The organism is Candidatus Atelocyanobacterium thalassa isolate ALOHA (genome assembly GCF_000025125.1).
GTDB lineage: Bacteria > Cyanobacteriota > Cyanobacteriia > Cyanobacteriales > Microcystaceae > Atelocyanobacterium > Atelocyanobacterium thalassae.
The window spans coordinates 738,243-759,967 of record NC_013771.1; the positions used below are offsets into that span (position 1 = coordinate 738,243).

At 30.6% G+C, this 21,725-nt stretch carries 17 protein-coding genes and 1 tRNA gene; 9 read left to right on the forward strand and 9 right to left on the reverse strand.

Annotated elements, in window-relative coordinates:
• Window positions 1-20: 20 nt before the first annotated feature.
• From folE to UCYN_RS03110, 4 genes are all read right to left on the reverse strand, one after another.
• Window positions 21-674 carry a GTP cyclohydrolase I FolE gene (gene folE, locus UCYN_RS03095; RefSeq protein WP_041487743.1) on the reverse strand — a complete coding sequence of 218 codons (654 nt, stop codon included), beginning with the start codon at window positions 672-674 and terminating at the stop codon, window positions 21-23.
• Between the two features lie 76 nt (window positions 675-750).
• Window positions 751-1,500, reverse strand: coding sequence for an SDR family oxidoreductase (locus UCYN_RS03100; RefSeq protein WP_012954044.1), 750 nt, complete (start codon window positions 1,498-1,500; stop codon window positions 751-753).
• A 280-nt stretch (window positions 1,501-1,780) separates the two neighbouring features.
• Window positions 1,781-2,776 carry an acetyl-CoA carboxylase carboxyl transferase subunit alpha gene (accA, locus tag UCYN_RS03105; RefSeq protein WP_012954045.1) on the reverse strand — a complete coding sequence of 332 codons (996 nt, stop codon included), beginning with the start codon at window positions 2,774-2,776 and terminating at the stop codon, window positions 1,781-1,783.
• 120 nt (window positions 2,777-2,896) lie between these two features.
• Window positions 2,897-3,316, reverse strand: coding sequence for a tetratricopeptide repeat protein (locus UCYN_RS03110; protein WP_148207764.1), 420 nt, complete (start codon window positions 3,314-3,316; stop codon window positions 2,897-2,899).
• A 425-nt stretch (window positions 3,317-3,741) separates the two neighbouring features.
• On the opposite strand from UCYN_RS03110, the gene UCYN_RS03115 reads away from it, so the two are divergent.
• Window positions 3,742-5,217: a M16 family metallopeptidase gene (locus UCYN_RS03115; RefSeq protein WP_041487847.1), complete on the forward strand. Its 1,476-nt coding sequence runs from the start codon at window positions 3,742-3,744 to the stop codon at window positions 5,215-5,217.
• Between the two features lie 240 nt (window positions 5,218-5,457).
• Here the strand turns inward: UCYN_RS03115 and UCYN_RS03120 are convergent, their stop codons facing one another.
• Window positions 5,458-7,485: an NAD(P)H-quinone oxidoreductase subunit 5 gene (locus UCYN_RS03120; RefSeq protein ID WP_012954048.1), complete on the reverse strand. Its 2,028-nt coding sequence runs from the start codon at window positions 7,483-7,485 to the stop codon at window positions 5,458-5,460.
• A 644-nt stretch (window positions 7,486-8,129) separates the two neighbouring features.
• On the opposite strand from UCYN_RS03120, the gene gatA reads away from it, so the two are divergent.
• Window positions 8,130-9,575, forward strand: a complete 1,446-nt coding sequence (gene gatA, locus UCYN_RS03125; RefSeq protein WP_012954049.1) for an Asp-tRNA(Asn)/Glu-tRNA(Gln) amidotransferase subunit GatA — start codon at window positions 8,130-8,132, stop codon at window positions 9,573-9,575.
• Window positions 9,576-9,611: 36 nt separating this feature from the next.
• Here the strand turns inward: gatA and UCYN_RS03130 are convergent, their stop codons facing one another.
• Window positions 9,612-10,718: a histidine kinase gene (locus UCYN_RS03130; RefSeq protein WP_012954050.1), complete on the reverse strand. Its 1,107-nt coding sequence runs from the start codon at window positions 10,716-10,718 to the stop codon at window positions 9,612-9,614.
• Between the two features lie 574 nt (window positions 10,719-11,292).
• The gene (locus UCYN_RS03135) at window positions 11,293-11,604 is read right to left on the reverse strand and encodes a 30S ribosomal protein PSRP-3 (RefSeq protein ID WP_012954051.1); all 312 of its coding nucleotides are present in this window, start codon (window positions 11,602-11,604) and stop codon (window positions 11,293-11,295) included.
• A gap of 684 nt (window positions 11,605-12,288) precedes the next feature.
• Here UCYN_RS03135 and UCYN_RS03140 point away from each other — a divergent pair.
• Window positions 12,289-13,623: a hypothetical protein gene (locus tag UCYN_RS03140; RefSeq protein ID WP_012954052.1), complete on the forward strand. Its 1,335-nt coding sequence runs from the start codon at window positions 12,289-12,291 to the stop codon at window positions 13,621-13,623.
• A gap of 205 nt (window positions 13,624-13,828) precedes the next feature.
• Here UCYN_RS03140 and UCYN_RS03145 read toward each other — a convergent pair whose 3' ends face one another.
• Window positions 13,829-14,077 carry a Ycf34 family protein gene (locus UCYN_RS03145; protein WP_012954053.1) on the reverse strand — a complete coding sequence of 83 codons (249 nt, stop codon included), beginning with the start codon at window positions 14,075-14,077 and terminating at the stop codon, window positions 13,829-13,831.
• An 84-nt stretch (window positions 14,078-14,161) separates the two neighbouring features.
• Here UCYN_RS03145 and UCYN_RS03150 point away from each other — a divergent pair, with 84 nt between their 5' ends.
• The 6 genes from UCYN_RS03150 (at window position 14,162) to UCYN_RS03175 (ending at window position 20,310) form a co-directional block, all read left to right on the forward strand.
• The gene (locus UCYN_RS03150; protein ID WP_012954054.1) at window positions 14,162-15,427 is read left to right on the forward strand and encodes a tRNA nucleotidyltransferase/poly(A) polymerase-related protein; all 1,266 of its coding nucleotides are present in this window, start codon (window positions 14,162-14,164) and stop codon (window positions 15,425-15,427) included.
• Between the two features lie 202 nt (window positions 15,428-15,629).
• Entirely contained in the window at window positions 15,630-16,187 is a 558-nt protein-coding gene (gene rimI, locus UCYN_RS03155; protein WP_012954055.1) for a ribosomal protein S18-alanine N-acetyltransferase, read from the forward strand.
• Between the two features lie 481 nt (window positions 16,188-16,668).
• Window positions 16,669-17,652 carry an alpha-ketoacid dehydrogenase subunit beta gene (locus UCYN_RS03160; RefSeq protein WP_012954056.1) on the forward strand — a complete coding sequence of 328 codons (984 nt, stop codon included), beginning with the start codon at window positions 16,669-16,671 and terminating at the stop codon, window positions 17,650-17,652.
• Between the two features lie 21 nt (window positions 17,653-17,673).
• The gene (secD, locus tag UCYN_RS03165) at window positions 17,674-19,086 is read left to right on the forward strand and encodes a protein translocase subunit SecD (protein WP_012954057.1); all 1,413 of its coding nucleotides are present in this window, start codon (window positions 17,674-17,676) and stop codon (window positions 19,084-19,086) included.
• Window positions 19,087-19,147: 61 nt separating this feature from the next.
• Entirely contained in the window at window positions 19,148-20,083 is a 936-nt protein-coding gene (gene secF, locus UCYN_RS03170) for a protein translocase subunit SecF (RefSeq protein WP_012954058.1), read from the forward strand.
• Between the two features lie 140 nt (window positions 20,084-20,223).
• A tRNA-Ser gene (locus UCYN_RS03175) sits at window positions 20,224-20,310 on the forward strand.
• Between the two features lie 149 nt (window positions 20,311-20,459).
• Here the strand turns inward: UCYN_RS03175 and tsaD are convergent.
• Window positions 20,460-21,503: a tRNA (adenosine(37)-N6)-threonylcarbamoyltransferase complex transferase subunit TsaD gene (gene tsaD / locus UCYN_RS03180; protein WP_012954059.1), complete on the reverse strand. Its 1,044-nt coding sequence runs from the start codon at window positions 21,501-21,503 to the stop codon at window positions 20,460-20,462.
• Window positions 21,504-21,725 lie beyond the last annotated feature (222 nt).

Here is a 21,725-nt window from a genome sequence, read left to right on the forward strand (position 1 = left end):
AAGAGATTCATATATTCTTGTTAAAACTTTGGTTGATGACGTACTGAATTAAGAAACTCTTCTCGTGTTTTTTGTTCTTCATTAAATTTACCCAACATGGTACTAGTCAAGGTCCAAGATCCAGGCTTTTGCACTCCTCTCATCACCATACACATATGAGTTGCTTCCATGACAACTGCAACACCTAGAGGTTTCAAAACTTCTTGCATAGCATTAGCAATTTGACGAGTCAAACGTTCTTGTACTTGTAAGCGGCGTGAATACATTTCTACAATTCTGGCTATTTTACTCAATCCAATTACCTTTCCATCCGGTATATAGGCAACGTGAGCGCGTCCCATAAATGGCAACATATGATGTTCACATAAACTGAAAAAGTTAATATCTCTTATTAAAACCATTTCATTATGTCCTTCATCAAAAATAGCTTCATTAACTAATTGAGTCAAGGATTGATTATAACCTTCTGTTAGGAACTTCATAGAAGTTGCAACACGATATGGAGTCTTTAATAAACCTTCACGATTAGGATCCTCACCTAATGCTTCAAGAATAGAATGGACTCCATCTTCTATTTTTTTTATGTCTACATTCTCTGTATTTTGATCTGTAGAACATTTGTCATCCCTACCATTTGATGTACTAATTTGATCAATTAGATCAGAGTTAGGTATATCAGAACTATTCGATTTAGAAGATTTGAATTCGTCAGAAAGAAGTTCTTTTCATAGTTAAATGTTAATCTTATTATTAAAAGTTTCCACTACTAGGTAAGATTGTTATTTCTTCAATATTAGCTTCTATTGGTAGTAGTGCTACTTGAAGAATAGTCTGTGCAACTAAGTCAGGAGAAAGCATGGCAGTACGTTCAAAATCTTCTTGAACAGTAATTGTATCCCATATTGGTGTGTTAACTGCTCCAGGTATAATTGTTGTTACACGAATACCTTTGCTTCTCTCCTCTTCCGCTAATATTTTAGAGAAAGATAAAAGAGCAGCTTTGCTTACAGAATATGCTCCCCAATTAGAAAAAACATTTGTTGCTGCAATAGAAGATATATTAACAATAGTTCCTTTCATGTGCTTTCGCATGTAAGGTAAAACTCCTTGAACACATTGAAAGACACTAGTTAAATTTAAATCAAGCACTCTTTGCCAATCTGTTAAAGATGTTTCTCTTAAAAGATTGGTATATCCCATTCCAGCATTGTTAACAATAATGTCAATACCATTGAAATCACTAACTATTTTTTGGATTTGTATTGATACCATATCTAACTGATCTAAATCTATTACATATGGTTTCACTTTAATTCCTTCTTTTGCCGACTCTTTAGCTACATCTTCTAGAGATTTTAAGGAACGACCAACTAAGGCAATGTTAATACCTGCACGAGCAAAAGCTAAGCTAGTTGCTCGGCCAATACCGCTACCTGCTCCAGTAATAATTGCATTTGGTCTAGTTGGAATTGCATTTGGTCTAGTTGGAGAAGAATTCATAATATAATGAAAAACTTTTACTAATTTCTCAAGATGAATACATAAGTTAGCCAAGAATTGTCTAAGCAACAAAATTCAAGATTAAGCATGTCTTATTGTTAACTAAATATTGATTAGTTTTAAAACTTCAATATCACAAGAGAGAAAAGGCTTTTACGATTTTAAAGATAATTATTGCTCATGTGAGTCTAGGGAATTGCCCTAAGTTTCCCATCCTACTATAATAGCATTTTCTAGGAAATTCTGTTAGCAAGTTTAACAAAACAATTTACAAAATTTACTAATAGTCTAAATATTCTGATTCTGAATCAAAGAAAATACCTATTTTTCGAAATTTTTCATATCGTAATTCTTTTCGTTTTTTTGCACTTAAGCTAGATAACTCGTTAAGATTTTGAAGCAACGTTTTCTTTAAAATGATTGCAGCTTCTAATGGTTTTACATGAGCACCTCCAGAAGGTTCTGGAATAATAGAATCAATAATATTCAATCTTTTGAGATCATTTGCCGTAATTTTAAGAGCAGTTGCAGCTTGTGATGACTTTTTAGCATCTTTCCAAAGAATAGCAGCACAAGCTTCAGGAGTTGCTACGGTATATACTGAGTTTTCAAGCATTAGAATTTTATCTCCGACTCCAATACCTAGTGCACCTCCTGATCCCCCTTCTCCGATAACAGTACAGATAATAGGTACATCAAAACTAAACATCTGGCGAAGATTAAAGGCGATTGCCTCTCCTTGACCGAGTTTTTCCGCTTCTACGCCAGCCCAAGCTCCCGGTGTATCTATAAAAGTTACAATTGGCATGGAAAAATGATTTGCATGTTCCATTAAACGAATAGCTTTACGATAACCTCCAGGAGCTGGCATACCAAAATTTCTGGCTACATTATCCTTGGTATCTCTTCCTTTCTGATGACCAAGAATAACCATAGGACGACCTCCTATACGAGCAATTCCACCTACTAAAGCAGGATCATCATAACCTCCACGATCTCCATGCAATTCTATCCATTCATCAGCAATTGATTGAATATAGTCTAGGGTGCTTGGACGACGAGGATGACGAGCAAGTTGTAGGCGTTGAGATGGAGTTAAACCATTAAAAATTTCTCTTCTTAAATTTTCTGCACGATTTCCAAGTTGAGTGATTTGCTTAGTAACATCTACATTGTTTTCTTTTGCCAATCTTCGAATTTGCTCAATTCGAGCTTCTAACTCCCATAATGGCTTTTCAAAATCTAGTAAAAAGACGCGGCGTTCATTTTTATTCATCAGTCATCATGATAAATTAATAGTCTGTAATAGATTGAAATAATAAAAGTAAGAAATAACTATAACTTTTTAAAAATCAATTGGTTTAATAAAATTGTTACTTTTTAGTAATTAGGGATTTTAATTTAGTTGAAAACTATTTAGCATTTCTAATGTTTCCTGGTAACAAACTTTGTTTTTTTGCTGATAGCATAAAATCTTTGCAGTTTTTAGGTCAGTAATAGCCTCTCCTAACTTTCCTAGTTTATAGTATACTTTTGCTCTTGCTATATATATATCTACCATATTGTTATTAAGACTGATAGCTTCATTAAAATCAGCAATAGCATCTATATTGTAGTCAATTTTTCCATAAGCAATTCCACGATTATAATAAGCCTCTATTTCATAAGGGCTCAAACGAATAACCTTTGTAAAATTAATAATAGATTTTTGATAATCTCCTTGAATACCTTTTTCCATACCTTGTATCAGAAGTTTATTTAAAAAAGAATTTGAAAGATAATTTTGAGAAATTAAAGTAGGATTTGGTGTTGCCATTATAGCTATAGGATAAATAAAGCTAGATATGTACAAAGAATATATTAGATAAGAGCGTAAAAATAAATTTTTTCTTCTAAATAAATGTAACATTACGTTAGTAATTAGTAATTTATCTACTGGTATAGCAAAATTTTTAATTAATCAGCAAACTTTTTATTTTTTGTTTATTTTGACTGTAAAGAAAAAGTTTTATGATAAAAAAGAATAAATCATAGATATTCTTACTTATATGATTTTCTTATATGAGTAGGATATAAAGAGCTTAGTCTTATGTCTATTATTTACTTAAATTAATGTTTCATTGTTTTATTTAATAGGAGATATAACGATCGTTGTTAATTTTTAAATTTTCATGGTTATTTGAAATGATTAGTTCTAATAATATTTTTTTTCCAATAAAGCAAAATTTTTTAATCTTTTTTATGATGCAAATTTCATTGTTTAGGCAGTTTCGTTGGATATCACTAATTTTAATTACTGTTTTATTAATTGTTTTCATTCTTCGATTACCTGCGACAGCTGAAATTCCAAAAAATTATAAAGAATTAGAATTTCCTTCTTTATCTAGTATTTCCTTACCAGATTATGAACGTTATGAATTAAAGAATGGGATGGTAGTATATCTCATAGAAGACCATCAATTACCTTTGATTAAAGGTAATGCATTAATTAAAGTAGGATCACGTATTGAGCCACGAGAAAAAATTGGCTTGGCAGAAATTACTGGATCTATGATGCGTTTGGGAGGAACAACACAACATCCTGCTAGTGAATTAAATGAACTATTAGAACAGAGAGCTGCAAAAGTCGAAGTTAGTATTAATACACATTCAGGAAATGCAGCCTTCAATTCTTTAAGTAAGGATATTGAAATTGTATTTGATCTCTTTTCTCAAGTTTTAAAAGAACCAGCCTTCGATTCCCAACAGTTAGTCTTAACCAAAACTCAATTACAAGGACAAATAGCTCGTCGTAATGACAATCCAGGAGATATTGCTAATAGAGAATTGTATAAGCTTGTTTATGGTCAAGATAGCCCTTATGCTCGAACTATAGAGCATACTATGTTAAATAATATTGATCTTGATGATGTTATTTCTTTTCATAAACAATATATTCGTCCAGAAAATCTCATTTTGGGGATAGTAGGAGATTTTGATTCTAAAGTGATGAAACAATTGATTAAAAATGGTTTTGAAGATTGGGAATCTTCAACTATAAAACCAGAAATAACTATTCCTCAAGCGAATCAAATTAAAAAGAATGAACTATTTTTTATTGACCAGCCTCACTTAAACCAGAGCAACGTTTTACTAGGACATTTAGGAGGCAAGCTAGATAGTCCAGACTATCCAGCTTTAAGTGTCATTAACGGTTTACTTAATGGCTTTGGAGGACGTCTATTTAATAACCTGAGATCTGACCAAGGATTAGCTTATACTGTATATGGGTATTGGAATGCAGCTTATGACTATCCTGGAGTTTTTCTAGCTGGAGGTCAAACTTCTTCTGAAACAACAACACAGTTTATAGAATCTCTGATAGCAGAAATAGAATTGCTTAGAAATCAGCCTATAAATAATGATGAATTAGCATATGCAAAAGAGTCTATTCTCAATTCTTTTGTCTTTAAATTTGAGAATCCTAGTCAAACTCTATCTCGTTTATTAACTTACGAGTATTATGGATATCCAGAAAACTTTATTTTTAAATATCAGGAAGGAATCAAAAAAACTACGGTTGAAGATATTCAAAGAGTTGCTCAGCAATACTTAAAAACAGAAGATATAGTTACTTTAGTAGTAGGTAGTAAGGAAAATATCTATTCCTCCCTTTCTAAACTGAAGAAGAATATACACAATATCAATATTAATACTTCTCCTCAAATGGATAACTGATAACAAGATAAAACCGTATTGCCATTATATTAATAATGGCAATACGGTTTTATTTAGTAACTATATATTTAAAATCTATAGTTACTAAATAGATACACGATGTTTGGTCTTGAATAGTTTCTTTGCTTTAATAAAAAGCGTGTTTTTAATAGGTATATGATTAGTCTTTCAATCAAAAATTTAAAAAGCAAAAAAGGAGGAAACCTTTTTTGCTTTCAAAATATTGAAATCAAATTATTTTCAAGTAGTACTAGAGACAATTACAAATCCTAATACTGCTCCAAAAAGAACTAGTGCATAGAATTGAACTCGTCCACTCTCAAAATACTTTAAACCTTCTCCACTTACTAAAGTTGTTAATCCTGTCAAATTTACAACTCCATCAATAACTCGATAATCGACCTCCATGATTTGACGAGCTAACCGACGACATCCTATTACAAAAACTTGATTATATACATCATCAAAATACCATTTATTTAGAGAAAATTTATATAAGGTAGGATATCTTTCTGCAATAGTATTTGGATCGATTTTATGTTGTAAATACATTAAGAATGCTATTACAATACCAATAGTCGCTATTCCGACTGAAGCTCCAGCCATAATATCAAATTCAACCCAATCAAAATGAGATACCTTCTCGACGATCTCTCCAGGGGCATGAATAAAATCTTCAAAGTTATTATTCCAAGGTCTTCCTAGTAAACCAATAATTGTTGACGGAATAGCTAAAATTAACAACGGTAGAGTCATTGTTAGAGGAGATTCATGAGGTAAACTATTACCATGATGATTTGTAGAATGATCTTCTGACTTACTATCATCGGTTCCTTTCGGTCCTGAGTTAGCCACAGATAATAGTTTTGTACGAATTGCCATATCATTTCCTTTGAAATTACCTTCAAAAGTCATGAAATACATTCTAAACATATAGAAAGCTGTTATTCCTGCTGTTATCCACCCGACTAACCATAGAAGAGGGTTTGATTGGTAAGCTAATCCTAATATTTCATCCTTAGACCAAAAACCAGCAAATGGCGGAATACCGCAAATAGCAAGAGTACCTACTAAGAACGCTAAAGATGTTAGAGGCATATACTTTCTAAGACCTCCCATTAGACGCATATCTTGAGCTAATACAGCATTATGGCCAACCACATTTTCCATACCATGGATAACAGATCCAGAGCATAAAAATAACATAGCTTTGAAGTAAGCATGAGTCATTAGATGAAATAATCCAGCACTATAAGCACCAATACCCATTGCCATAACCATATATCCTAATTGAGACATGGTTGAATAAGCCAATCCCTTTTTAATATCATTTTGAGTAATTGCAATTGTCGCTCCTATAAAAGAGGTTATGGCTCCTGTCCAAGCAATTATCGTCATCAATGTAGGAATGTGCTCAAAAACTGGATACATCCTGGCTACTAAAAATACTCCTGCTGCTACCATAGTTGCTGCATGGATAAGAGCAGATATTGGGGTAGGTCCCTCCATAGCATCAGGCAACCAAACATGAAGTGGAAATTGAGCTGATTTTGCTACTGGTCCTAAAAATATAAGTATTCCAAATATTGTAACTAGGATTGGGGAAATCATGTTTGAAGATATTAGTTCTTCTAAACGTTGTCCCATTAAATCAAATTCAAAAGTTCTTGTTGCCCAATATAGGCCTAGCATACCTAGAAGTAATCCAAAATCTCCGACACGGTTGGTTACAAAAGCTTTCTGGCAAGCGTTGGCAGCTCCTGGACGGCTAAACCAAAAACCAATTAGTAAATAAGATGACATACCTACTAATTCCCAGAAAACATAAACTTGTACTAAGTTAGGACTAATAACTAATCCCAACATAGATGCGCTAAAAATACTCAAATAAGCATAAAAGCGTACATAACCTGAGTCATGAGCCATGTAACCATCTGTATAAATCATAACCAAGAAGGCCACAGTAGTTACGATGACACACATTAAAGAGCTGAGATGGTCAAGCGTATAACCCATTTCTAAGTGAAAATTTCCGGATGCAGCCCATTCAAACATCTGGACATATTCTTCGTGACCTTGAATTTGACTCCATAAAAGAGCAAATGATAAGACCATAGATGTGCCTATCAGAGAAATAATGATCGCTGCATTGATCTGCCTAAGGCTATTGGTAACTTGATTGAAGGTAATTAAACCCAAGCCAACTATCATTGCCCCTAGAAGAGGTAAAGTAGGAATCAGCCAGGCGTATTGATAAAGGGGTTCCATGCCGTAATGCCTAAGTTATTTGTTTTCGTATTTAGTTAATAACGTTAGCTTTTTAGTTAAAGACTTCTTCTAGAAATTTATAACCCCTTTGTACTGAATAAATAGTATCAAATTCAAGACGATATCGAAAGAGATAACTTTTATTTCTCTTTCTATGAGTCTTTTTGATTTAAATTTCTATTAATTGGCCGATAACCTATAAGATAACAAACTTAATTAAGGTACCTCTTTACATACTGTTCAATTTAAAATGAGGCATTGAACCATATAAATGTATGAGGAAACTATAATTTTATGATCTTAGCAAAAATGTGTAGAACTCATCAAATCTTAAATGATCTGGTAAATGCAAAAACAAAGAGTTTTTCATTTATTCTATAAATATTATACCTTTAAGTTGATATGAATAAGCTAATATAAAATTATTTTATAATTGATATTATCGTCTTCTTTTATTCAGGCATGGTTTGCGAAAGTATAGTAGTAGAACAATAATCTAAAAAAGAATAAACAAGCTTTTTTAGAATTTTAGATAAAATAATCCTGGCAATGGTTAAGCATCTGTTAATATATTCACTGTATTCCTAAAATTCACAAACAATAATTTAGTTTTTTATTCATACTTTTAAGCACAGCATAATAATATGGCATCTATTCGTGAACTTCATCAACAATTGATTAATAAAGATAAAACTGCAGTTGAAATTACTACAGAAGCACTAGAAAGAATTGAAGCGGTTGATTCGAAGGTTAAAAGTTTTTTGCAAGTAACAGCTGATCACGCCTTGTCAAAAGCTAGACAAATTGATCATAAAATTGCTAATAAAGAAGAAATAGGTTTTCTGTCAGGTATTCCTATTGGAATCAAAGATAATATGGTTACTTCTGGAATTACTACAACTTGTGGTTCTAAGATTTTAAAAAACTTTGTTCCTTCTTATGAGTCTACTGTTACCCAAAAACTTCAAGATGCTGGAGCTGTTATGGTAGGCAAGACTAATTTAGATGAGTTTGCCATGGGAAGTTCTACTGAAAACTCAGGTTACCAAACTACTGCTAATCCTTGGGATTTATCTAGAGTTCCCGGCGGATCATCTGGTGGTTCCGCAGCAGCTGTAGCGGCTAAAGAATGCTCGGTCTCTATAGGTTCAGATACTGGAGGTTCTATTCGCCAACCTGCTGCTTTATGTGGTGTGGTTGGACTCAAACCAACTTACGGCCTAGTCTCTAGATTTGGATTGGTAGCTTATGCGTCGTCTTTAGATCAAGTTGGACCATTTGCTCGTAGTGTAGAGGATGCTGCAATAGTATTAGGAGCGATTGCTGGTCATGATCCTAAAGACTCTACTAGTATTAAGTTTAAAGTTCCAGATTATACTAAATTTCTTAAACTATCACTAAAAGGATTAACAATTGGAGTTATTGAAGAAACTTTTATGGACGGAGTAGAACAAGAAGTTAGTAATACTGTTCAAAATGCAATTGACCACTTAAAAACATTAGGTGCAAAAGTTGTAAATGTTTCTTGTCCTAGTTTCCGCTATGGTCTTCCTGCCTACTACGTAATAGCTCCAGCCGAGGCCTCGTCGAATTTAGCACGTTATGATGCTGTTAAATATGGTTTAAGAGAACAATCTGATACTTTGCTGGATATGTATACTAATACTAGAACTGAAGGGCTTGGTGCAGAAGTAAAAAGACGTATTATGCTAGGCACTTACACTTTATCTACAGGTTATTACGATGCATATTATCTTAAAGCACAAAAAGTAAGAACTCTAATAAAAGAGGATTTTAATACTAGTTTTGAAAAAGTAGATATTTTAGTATCCCCAACATCTCCGACAACAGCTTTTAAGGCTGGTGAGAAGATATCTAAGCCTTTAAATATGTACTTATCTGATTTAATGACTATTCCTGTAAATCTCGCTGGATTGCCTGGAATGAGCATTCCTTGCGGTTTTGATAAAAAAGGTTTACCTGTTGGATTGCAATTGATTGGTAATATTCTTGAAGAAGGAAAACTCTTTCAAGTAGGTTATGCTTATGAACAATCTACACCATGGAATAATCTATCACCTCAATTATAAAAGTTTTAGATAGTATCTCTCTTAAATTAGATGAATTTATCGATAAACAGGTAACGTAAAATGAAAACAGCTTCCTTGCTTAAGCATACTATCTACCCAGATCTGACCATAATGAACACGAATTATTTTACGACATAAAGATAGCCCTAATCCATACCCCTCTTTTTTCAGATCTCTCTGTAGTCGAAAATGTCCTTCAAAAATTCTTTCTTTTTTTTCTTTAGGAATACCTGGTCCAGTATCAGAAATACTTACTTGTATTTTTTGGCTAGTGCGATGAAGAATTGACAAAGTGATTGTCCCATTTTTTGGTGTATATTTAACTGCATTATCTAATAAATTAATAATAACTTGGCGAATTAATTCTTCATCTGCGTAAACAGCGGGTATGTCTTCAGGAATATCTTCTATAAAATTTATAGATTTTTCTTTAAGCGAGTTTATATATTGTTTAAAAATTTCTTTAAACAAACGAGATAAGAAAACTTCTGTACGTTCTACTTTTAATTCACCATTCATGCTTTTTGATGCCTGCAAAATATCAGTTATTAAGCGATTCATTATTTGTAACTGATTGTATGTCTGGAAGAATAATTGTTTTTTAAGCTTTGTACAGCTTTCATTAACTTCTTTGTCTTGAACAATCGCCAAAGTATCTATAGCTATTGAGGTGGCTGTAAGAGGACTACGTAAATCATGAGCTAACATGGCTAAGACCTGATCCTTGAAGTTTAGCTGATCTAGTAAATTCTTTTTTTCTTTTTTTAAACGAAAAACTTCATCGGATAGACGTATAAGTTCTGCTGAATATTTAATTAAACCAATTGTAGTAGTATCTTCCTTTGTTTCACAATCACTGTACTTTTCTTCTAGTAATATTTTCCATTGAGGCCACCATCTTTCTAATTGATTAATTAAATTACTTCCAGCTAGAGTTTGTTTTGGCCCTGGTGAAACCTTTATAAGCGTGGGAGTAGCAACTAAACGAAAATGTTCTACGAGATGAGGTTGTTCATGAATTTCAATTACTTCTAACTGACATGGACAACTCTTTTTTATAAATTCGATATAGTCTTGTATTAATTTTACGCACTTATTAGAGCGAGGACGTTCATCTATAAACAATAACAATTCGATAGACATAGGGATGAAGTATCATTTTCAATATTTGTTTTATTTTTTAATGTCTCCACTGTTGAAATTCAAGATCACACATGTGTTAATTGAGAACAAAAGTAAGCAATAACTAGTAAAAAAATTTATTAGATAATTTATATTTCATGCTTCAAAATAATTGATTATTTTTTGTATTAGATATCGATAGCAGAAATTTCATTAATGAATTACTCGTATTATAGTAAATTTATCAATGACTATTTTTCATACTCATTAATATTTGTATGACTTTATGGAAATAAAATTTTTTCATAGGAGTTGGGTCTAGTCTTAATATATAAAATGATATGAATTATTTGACTAATAAAAAATAGTGCAGAAAACTATTTATTTCTGCACTATAGTATTGAAAAACAATGAAGTGTTTACTTATAAAAAAGACATGTTTAATTTATTTAGAGAGAAAGTTAACATGAGTCGACAAGAAAATTCACTAAAACCTAAAACCAGTAGATACTTTTCAAAGTGGTAAATATTTAATTAATGGCTTTAATTAAATAACTGATAATAACGATTTATTATTTATTCTTGTTGATTCACGTTAGTTACTACCGCTAAATGTTACTTCTAAGAATTTAGCTTGCGCTTCCTTCATAGTAATACTCTTGCCCTGATTACGAAGGTCTTGCCAATAATTAATAACTTCCGTTGCCTTGTTTAAGACTTCAATTCTTTCTGTTTCTAGTATCCAATGCTTTGCTTCCAGTTCATTTTTTAACTCTTGCCAAGCGTTATTACGTGGCCAAAAGAAATAAGCAGTTAAAGGACTGGTTCCTTTTCCGACAATTTGATCAACGGCGATTGCTACATTAGCATCTAACCAAAGAACTTTCAATATAAATCTAGGCTCCAATTACGCCTCCGGTGGGTAGACTGCACAAATATTGTAAATATGAGACCCTTTATTATAACTTATTAATAGCAAGTTTTACTATTAAACAAAACAAATATTTTATTAAAGTAATTAAATGATAAGTGTAATTATTTATATTTGCCATTATTCTCGTAAGTTTGCTTATCTAAAAACATTTAATTTATAAAGCTTAAAGTATTAACTTAATTTACTAAGTATTTTGAAGTCATATTCCAGTTGTAATAATTTAATAATTTGATTCTTAAATCAATAAAAAATTAGGTTTAACAAACTAAGCTTTTTAATTTAATTCAGTAAGATAACAGGAGATTTAAGGTTCCAAAAATGAAAAATCTTGTAATTGTTCACTTTTATATATTTTTTGTTACAATTCTGTTGATCTAGGTCATCTTATGAGTAATTATAGTTTTATATTTTATACATGCTCAATGAGATTTTTCTTGTTTCATAAAACTATACACTGCCTATCTTCATAGATATTTTACACTTTGTATGTTTTATTCTTAATACATATGCTATTACTACTATTGTAAGTTTATGTATAAAAAAAGAAGAATACTTTATAGCCTAAACATTATTATTTCGGCAAGAATAGAGTATTTAATAACTTCTATTTATTTCTTTTTTTGTTTAAAAAAATGTTTAACTGTTAAATATATATAAATGAACTCTTCTACATACCGCTTTAAAAGCAAATTATTCAATTTATTTAATCGTAAGTCTTTATTGTTAAAAGAGCGTCTTATCTACGAAGCTAAAAAAATAAGAATTATTTTTAAATGGGGAATACAAATTATTATATACCCACTTTATTTTCTTATACATACACAAAAAATTGATCAAAAAAGATTCAAAGAAGCTAATTATTCACTAAATGTTTTTTATTCAAATACTGATTTTTATTTGGAAAAAATACTTCAAAAAACAAAGTATTTTTTGTTAGATTTTGAAAAAAGTGAAAATTATTTTAAAAAGCAAGAAAAACTAAAAAATGTAGCTACTGTTAAAAATAATAGTGTTGTTAGCTTAGTTCAAGGATTAGCTAGTGATTTGACAACTCGTAAATTAGTCTTAGTAATTGATAACAAAATTATTGATGTATTATCTGAAAACCAAAAAGATTATTTGCATAAATATATTAATTTACAACTGGATAACCATAAAAGTAACTCACAATATAGCGAAGTCCACGACTTAAGCTTAATTAATAAATTTTTTACAAAACAAAACTTCATTTCATTTTCGACACTTGTCTTTTATAAACTAATGCTTTGGATGAAACGTGGCTCTCTGGCTAAGAATCTCGATTTTTTTGGAGAGTTGTCAGATATATCTCCAAACCCAGACAAATTATTCAAAGGAGTGCAAGACTCTATCATTAAAAATGATGGCAAAAATAAAAAGAAAACTTTTTATTTTTTAGTAGGTAAAATCACTCAAAAATGGAAAGGTTATTTACAAGATAAAAACTATAGATATTTTAAGAGACAACGTGATCAGTTCTCTTTGAAATTTTTTATGCATATAACCATATATTATTTTTTAAACCAGCTTTTATCTAGTAAATATTTAAAACATCATCTAAAACAAAAAAAAATAAAGCTATACGAAACCAAGAACAACGACAGATTATTATTCCAAAATGAAGTATCTGATAAACCTATATTATTAGAGGATAAGCCTTCAAAATCATATCCTACTATTGATTTATCTAATAATAATTTTATCTATGAGTTACACAAAGATAAAGTCAATTATTTAAACATTAATCAAATTTTTAAAAAATCAATCAACAATCAGTTGATTCCTACCATAGACAATGAGAAACAAGTAGAATTTACAACAAATTTTACAGAAGTAGAGATCGAATCTACAAAATATATTAAACATCCTTTAATTATGATTTTAGAAGTTTTAGATATAGTTATTTACTGGATAGAAGAATTGGTAATGAAAATATGGAAAGTGATTTTTAAAGTACTTAATCATAAAAAGTAAAAATATACTATTAAAAGATAAAACATATTTATCATTAAAGATTAATTACATCCTATATTAAATTCCACAGGCTAATATATCTAAGGAACAAAATATAGTTTAAAATTTGATTATTATCGAAAAAATTAATGTTCTAGATAATTAAAACTAAAGGAATATATTTACGTATAGTCTTCTCTCGATATTTCTATATTGTAAATTTTGATTAGCTAGGGACAGGGGATCCTGGACATAAGCGAAGCCATTTACCTGTTTCTTCTAGAAAACTTTCACAATTCACAATATCCCACTCTATTTCAATATAATCATTCTTGGGGCGAATATTTACATTAATATCAGCTTTTATAGGATTAAAAGATGGTTTATTAGTTAAGTGGGATTGTTGGTGCTGTTCTTCAACTGCATGATAAGTTTGACAAACGTCAACATAATAACAGTTAACACAAATACACATACTTTTTCTCTATAATTTATACTAATTTAGCGTAAATTAAGAAGACTCGACTAACTTCTAAAATTTGCTTTCATACTGTAAAAAATGAGGTCAAAAACAGTTCTAATTTTATCTTCAAATATACTACCTTTTGAATTAACTATTTTGCCATCCAAAGCTTACTTGGTAGGGGGAGCTGTGAGAGATATACTTTTAAATTCTGAACAAGATTACATTGACCTAGATATAATTCTACCAAATTTTGTTACTAAAATAGCGAAAAAAATTACACTAAACTATCATGTGAACTTTATTGTTTTAGATTCAAAAAGAAGTATTGTTAGAATCACTTTCAATAAAGGAACTATCGATTTAGCGAAACAAAATGGAAACAATGTACATAAAGACTTAAAACAAAGAGATTTTACTATTAATGCAATTGCTTATAGTTTCCATAGACAGCAATTAGTTGATCCTTTAAAAGGGTTAAGAGATTTGCAGATAAAAAATATCAGAATGATTCATATAAATAATCTTCAAGATGATCCTTTGAGATTGATACGTGCTTATAGGCAAGCCTCTCAATTAAACTTTATTATCGAAACTAGAACTCGTCATGCAATTAAAGAAGTTTCTTCTTGTATTTCTCAGGTTGCTGTAGAAAGGATACAGACAGAGCTAGGTTATTTATTACAAAGCTTTAACGGTAGCGATTGGCTGGCCGAGATGGGAAAAGATGGTTTACTCAAGGTTATTTTACCTGGTTTAAATCAAAATAATTTTTATTATCTAAAACAAGTTAATCACAAAATTTTATTATTGATTAATAAACTAAAAAGAAATGAACTTGATATTTTTTTTGACTTTAATAGGATCCGCGATATTTATAATAATAATTTAGTTAAAAGAGTAAAACTTTTATGTCTATTATCCCAAAATCCTGAGGTAGCTGTTCAACAACTTACGTATTTAAAATATTCTAAAAATGATGTAAAAATATTACCTATACTTTTAAAACAGATTTCATTAATAAATAAACAACCAATCTCTCGAAAACATATTCATTCTATTTTCGTAGAAACAGGAAAAAACTTTCCTACTTTTGCTTTATTTTCTCTAGTAAAAAACATAAATCATAAACTTATTTTTGAAATGATTTACCGTTATCTGAATCCTCATGATAGGCTAGCCCACTCCCAACCTCTCATAACAGGTCGTGATTTAATTATAAATTTAAAGATTAAGCAAGGACAAAAGATAGGACAAATATTAAGCTACGTTCAAATTGCTCATATTGAAGAAAAGATATTTACAAGAAAAGAAGCTTTGGACTTAGCAAAGGAAATATATAATAAGATAAGTCTCATATAAGCTAATTTGTATATATTAGAATGTTTGCCTATAAATTTATTTGATATGGACTTTATTTTTTAATTTACTGTTAATTGAATATTCTATATATTTTTAATAATCATATGCTTCTTATCTTGTTAAAACTAAAATAAGATATGCATGGTATTTCTATTCTTTAAGAAAGAATAGTATTATATTAATTTCTAATCAATTTATTTTCATGTCATATGAATCTTTAAAACTTTATACTCCTCGGGTTAATGAGATTGATGAACTTGTTTCCCTAGACAAAATTTGTTTAGGAGGTCTTTGGACATTAGATAACTACGAAAGAGAATTACAAAGTCCAAATAGTCATTTTTTAGTTTTATCTACAAACTCAGTAGGTGCAATAATCGGATGTGGATGTTTTTGGAGAATTCTAGAAGAAGCACATATTACATTACTCATGATTAATCCAAGTTATCAAAGTCAAGGTCTAGGACAATTACTACTTTATAGTCTTCTAAAGAACGCTGTTTCTAGTCATTTAGAACATGCAACATTAGAAGTTCGTGCTTCTAATAAATCTGCTATTGGCTTGTATGAAAAATTTGGTTTTAAAATTGCTGGGAGACGTAAAAAATATTATAAAAAAACTGGTGAAGATGCTTTAATTTTCTGGAAAAGTGATTTAAATAGTCCTGTATTTCAGCAAGAATTATCATCTTGGAAAAAACTAATTAATAAACGTTTAATAAATAGTTGTTACCTTCCTCCAGATCTTATCTGTTATTAATTGTAAGACAATAGTAATATTTGAAAGAAAACTTAAGTTACTATAAATCTTATTTTATTTGTCTACAAAAAATTTTCTAACATATTTCAGAAATATTAGAAATCTTTATAATCCTTGCTAAGTTTTATTGTTTAAGTATGTAGTGGAAAAATTATTCTAATTTAACAATAAATTAACTTTCTTAGAATATACATTATAATCATTCTACATATATTAAGTTAGTGCTCTCGTTCATATATATACTTATAGAAGCTAAAGTATACGCTATTTGCTTGAGATAATTTATGTTTATCAAATATCTTTTTTAGGATAAGTTATTAACTTTGAAAACTGGCATAGTAAATGATATAAAATGATGACAAAAACAAATTAAACTAATGATTTACACAGTTAGCTAAACTAGCGAGATAAAGAAAAATCTTAAAATTTGACTTCTAGTAATAGTATGACAAAAATAAATCTTTAATCTTAATATAAATATATGGCAGAAACATTACTATTTAACGCTTTGCGTGAAGCTATCGATGAAGAGATGAAACGAGATGATACAGTCTTTATCTTAGGAGAAGATGTAGGTCATTATGGTGGATCTTACAAAGTTACAAAAGATCTTGCTCAAAAATATGGTGAACTTAGAGTTTTAGATACTCCAATAGCTGAAAACAGTTTCACAGGAATGGCTGTAGGCGCTGCCATGGCAGGCTTAAAGCCCATAGTAGAGGGAATGAATATGGGTTTTTTACTACTAGCTTTTAATCAGATTTCCAATAATGCAGGAATGTTGAGGTATACTTCTGGTGGTAATTTTAAAATTCCTATAGTTATTCGTGGTCCCGGAGGTGTCGGAAGACAATTAGGAGCTGAACATTCTCATCGTTTAGAAGCTTATTTCCATGCAGTCCCAGGACTTAAAATTGTTGCTTGTTCAACTCCTTATAATGCCAAAGGGCTTCTTAAAGCAGCTATTAGAGATGAAAATCCTGTTCTTTTTTTTGAACATGTTTTACTATATAATCTTAAAGAAGAGCTTCCTGATGAAGAATATGTTCTTTCTTTAAATAAAGCAGAAATCGTACGTTCTGGGAAAGATATAACTATTCTTACTTATTCTCGCATGCGTCATCATTGTGTACAAGCATTAAAAGAAATTGAAAAAGCAGGTTATTCTCCCGAGATAATCGATTTAATTTCTCTCAAACCATTTGATCTTGAAACTATTGGAAATTCAATTCGAAAAACTCACAAAGTTCTTATCGTAGAAGAATGCATGAAAACAAGTGGTATAGCTGCAGAGTTGATTGCTTTAATTACAGAAAATTTTTTTGACGAGTTAGATGCTCCTGTCGTACGTTTATCGTCTCAAGATATTCCAACACCCTATAATGGGATGCTAGAAAAACTAACAATAGTACAACCTTCACAAATTGCTTCATTAGTAGAAAAGATTATGAAGCTGGATATTTAACTTTATTATTTTCAAATAGTTATGAAACAACAACGTTTGTTGATAGTTTTGATTATTGCTCTTTTAACAAGTGCTATAACCTTTCTCAATATCATGCCTTTACAATTAGGACTCGATCTTAAAGGCGGAAGTCAATTAACAATACAACTCAAGCCAACTGAAGATATTAAGAATATTTCTCAAGAAGATCTAGAAGCAGCAAAAACTGTTCTTGAGAATCGAGTTAATGGTTTAGGGGTAGCTGAGCCTATTGTACAAACTTTAGGAAAAGATAAAATTGTTATTCAATTACCTGGAGTTACAAATCCAGAACAAGCAGAAAGAGTATTAGGAGGTACAGCACAATTAGATTTCCAAGAACAACGTAAAGGTACTGAAGGTCAATTAAGTGCGGAATTTAAAATAAGACAACAAAAAAATATAGAATTAAACACACTTAAACAAAAAAAACCTGATTTAGAGACAAAGAAACGTATTGTTGAATTAGTAGAATCAATAGATGTATCTAATCAAGCAATATTGAAATTATTTGATCCTGCTGGTTTGTCAGGTAAAAACTTAAAAAATGCTCGTTATGGTCCAAGCCAAGGAATTGAGTGGCAAGTGATTATCGATTTTGATAACGAAGGAGAAGAAAAATTCGCTAACTTAACAAAACAGGTTGCTGGCACTGGACGTAGTATTGGGATCTTTTTAGATAATATATTAATTAGTGCACCTGTCGTTAGTCCTCAATTTGCTGTTACAGGAATTACTGGAGGTAGTGCAGTAATTACAGGTAACTTCACAGCAGAAAGTGCTAATGAAATGGCTGTTCAGTTACGTGGAGGTTCTTTGCCTTTCCCAGTAGAAGTTGTTGAAAACAGGACTGTTGGCGCAACTTTAGGGCAAGATAGTGTTCGTCGGAGTATTTATGCTACTGCAACTGGTTTAATTCTTGTTTTAATTTTTATGATAGTTTATTACCGCCTATCAGGAGTTTTGGCCAATATAGCGTTGTTAATCTATGCTGCATTAACCCTAGCTTGTTATTCTCTCATTGGAGTAACGCTAACTCTACCTGGTATAGCAGGATTTATTTTAAGTATTGGTATGGCAGTAGATGCTAACATTCTGGTATTTGAGAGAATTCGTGAAGAACTGCAAAACGGGAAGACACTTTATACTGGAGTGGAGTCTGGCTTTTATCGTGCTTTTTCTAGTATTTTAGATAGTAATATTACTACCTTGATAGCTTGTGGAGCCCTGTTCAGCTTAGGATCTGGTTTGGTCAAAGGGTTTGCTCTAACTTTAGCTATTGGAGTATTAATTAGTATGTTTACAGCATTAACTTGCACTCGTACTTTATTATTAACTACAGTTTTAAAGTTTTCTATTGTTAGAAAAAATCCTGCAATTTTTTGTCCTAATCTTTTCACAACTTCAAAGTTTTAGGAAATGTTTAATATACGAAGTTTTACAATTTTATTCTCTAGTATTTTAAAAATAGTTAATCATGAAATTAAATATAATTAAATGGAGAAAGGCATGGTGGTTTATATCTTCAACAATAATTTTAAGTAGTATTATTGGAATACTTATTTCATATTCTAAATTTAATGCTCCTTTAAAATTAGGGCTAGATTTTGTTGGAGGTACCAGGCTTCAATTACAGCTAGAATGCGAGATTCAAAAAAAATGTATCACACCAATTGATACAAAAATAGTTCGGGATATCTTGTCTACTAGAAATTTGAATGACAATACTATTCAAGTTTTAGAAAATAATATTCTTTCTATTCAAACTAAGGCACTTGATGTAGAACAAAGGACTGAATTGCAGAAAGAATTAAACAACAAAGTTGGGAAATTTGATCCTGAAACAATTCAAATAGATACGGTAGGACCTACTATCGGTTGGGAACTTTTTAAATCTGGAATTTTAGCTTTATTAGTATCTTTTTTAGGAATAGTTTTTTATCTAAGTGTTCGTTTTAAAATTGATTATGCATTTTTCGCTATCCTAGCATTAGTGCATGATGTTTTAATTACAGTTGGTTGTTTCTCTTTTTTAGGATTATTTGCATCGATAGAGGTTAATAGTCTATTTTTAGTTTCTCTGCTAACTATAATAGGATTTTCTGTAAATGACACTGTCGTAATTTATGATCGTATTAGAGAGAATATAGATCGATTCAGTGAAGAACTTCCTTTGAGTGAAATAGTAAATAAATCTGTAAATCAGACTTTAGCTCGTTCTATTAATACTACTGCTACAACTTTGTTACCTCTCATAAGTCTTTTTCTTTTTGGAGGAGAAACAATAAAATATTTTGCTCTTGCTTTAATTTTAGGTTTTTCAGTAGGTTCTTATTCTAGTATTTTTATTGCAAGCACATTACTTGCATGGTGGCGTGAGCCTAAGTTATCAAATATTAAACTAAGAAGTTAAATGAATTCCAGCCATTAAAATTTGTGATTGGTAAATTGTAAAATCACTAACTAATAAACTACATTACTTATACATAAATTGTTTACATACTAGAAAAAAACAAACTTCTAGTATATAATAAGAGACGGTCTTGTGTATAAGGAGAGATGGCCGAGCGGTTGAAGGCGCAGCACTGGAAATGCTGTTTAGGGGTAACTTTAACGAGGGTTCGAATCCCTCTCTCTCCGTTTTAAATATAATATTGTTAAAATCAAAAAAATTGAACCTTACTTAATATAGCCTTATTCCATAAGACTATATTAAGTAAGGTTCAATTTTTCTACTTATTAAAATAATGTAAGCCTTGATTTTTTAATTATGTTGCTGAGATATAAACTTATTTGTATAGTTTCGTCGCTTCAGAAATTTTTAATCGAGATTGTACTTCAAGGCTCCAGGAAGAAATGTGTCCTCTTGTTAAGTGATCAGCAGCAGCACAAGCTATCATAGCAGCATTATCTGTACATAATTCTAAAGGAGGATAGTAAACTTTTAAGTTATTTTTGCTAGCAGCTTCTGTTAAATAATTTCTCAAGCAACTATTGGCAGCAACTCCTCCGCCAATAGCAATATTATTTATATCGTAATCCATCGCACATCTAATAGTTTTTTTGGTTAATGAACGAACTATTGTTTCTTGAAAGCTTGCTGCTATATCAGCAACAGGTAAATCAACACCTTGTTCTTTCTTAAATTTTTCTACCAGTCTTAAAACAGCTGTTTTCAATCCACTAAAACTTGAATCGTAAGGATGATAACCTCCTTGAGGTAGAGATATCCTACCTTCTGGTAAACTAAATTTTTTCGGATCACCCATAGTTGCTAACTTATCAATAATTGGACCACCTGGATAGCCTAAATCCAATAATCGAGCTACTTTATCAAAAGCTTCTCCAGCAGCATCATCATGTGTTGCTCCTAATTCTTCATAAATTCCATAGCTTTTAACATGAATTATACTAGTATGACCTCCTGATACTAGTAAACAAAGAAAAGGAGGTTTTAAATCATTTTCACATAAATAGTTTGCATAGATATGTCCTTCTAAATGATGAATTCCTAAAAATGGTTTTTCATGTATCATAGAAAGCGTCTTCGCTGCTGTTTCTCCTACCATCAAAGCTCCAACGAGCCCTGGGGCAACTGTTGCAGCAATGCCATCAATTTCACTCCAATTTAATTTTGCAACTTGTAAGGCTTGATCAATACAATAATTAATATGTAATAAATGCTCACGAGATGCTATTTCAGGAACTATTCCTCCATAGTAATTATGAAGTTCATTTTGATTGGCAACAATATTACTATAAATTTGTCTATCATTAACAATAGCTACAGAAGTATCATCACAACTAGTTTCAATTGCTAATATAGTTGCCATAGTTATTAATATTATTTACTTTTTACATTATTTAAAATAATAACTTATAACAACTTGTAAGGTGTTAATAGAGATTAAATGTTAGGAAAAAAGATATAGTTTTAATTTTACTTATAAGGTATATTGCACATAATTACTTGATTATTCTAACCATACTTTAATGTACAGTAATTAAGCCTATGTATTTAATTACCTATATTTACCTTAATCATCATTGAATTT

Bases quoted from the DNA above. Each gene is read 5' to 3' on its own strand.
- UCYN_RS03120 (WP_012954048.1), bottom strand. From the start codon at position 7,485: ATGGAACCCCTTTATCAATACGCCTGGCTGATTCCTACTTTACCTCTT.
- accA (WP_012954045.1), bottom strand. From the start codon at position 2,776: ATGAATAAAAATGAACGCCGCGTCTTTTTACTAGATTTTGAAAAGCCA.
- rimI (WP_012954055.1), top strand. From the start codon at position 15,630: ATGTCATATGAATCTTTAAAACTTTATACTCCTCGGGTTAATGAGATT.
- UCYN_RS03150 (WP_012954054.1), top strand. From the start codon at position 14,162: ATGAGGTCAAAAACAGTTCTAATTTTATCTTCAAATATACTACCTTTT.
- secD (WP_012954057.1), top strand. From the start codon at position 17,674: ATGAAACAACAACGTTTGTTGATAGTTTTGATTATTGCTCTTTTAACA.
- UCYN_RS03160 (WP_012954056.1), top strand. From the start codon at position 16,669: ATGGCAGAAACATTACTATTTAACGCTTTGCGTGAAGCTATCGATGAA.
- UCYN_RS03115 (WP_041487847.1), top strand. From the start codon at position 3,742: ATGATGCAAATTTCATTGTTTAGGCAGTTTCGTTGGATATCACTAATT.
- UCYN_RS03145 (WP_012954053.1), bottom strand. From the start codon at position 14,077: ATGTGTATTTGTGTTAACTGTTATTATGTTGACGTTTGTCAAACTTAT.
- secF (WP_012954058.1), top strand. From the start codon at position 19,148: ATGAAATTAAATATAATTAAATGGAGAAAGGCATGGTGGTTTATATCT.
- gatA (WP_012954049.1), top strand. From the start codon at position 8,130: ATGGCATCTATTCGTGAACTTCATCAACAATTGATTAATAAAGATAAA.
- tsaD (WP_012954059.1), bottom strand. From the start codon at position 21,503: ATGGCAACTATATTAGCAATTGAAACTAGTTGTGATGATACTTCTGTA.
- UCYN_RS03130 (WP_012954050.1), bottom strand. From the start codon at position 10,718: ATGTCTATCGAATTGTTATTGTTTATAGATGAACGTCCTCGCTCTAAT.
- UCYN_RS03100 (WP_012954044.1), bottom strand. From the start codon at position 1,500: ATGAATTCTTCTCCAACTAGACCAAATGCAATTCCAACTAGACCAAAT.
- UCYN_RS03140 (WP_012954052.1), top strand. From the start codon at position 12,289: ATGAACTCTTCTACATACCGCTTTAAAAGCAAATTATTCAATTTATTT.
- UCYN_RS03110 (WP_148207764.1), bottom strand. From the start codon at position 3,316: ATGGCAACACCAAATCCTACTTTAATTTCTCAAAATTATCTTTCAAAT.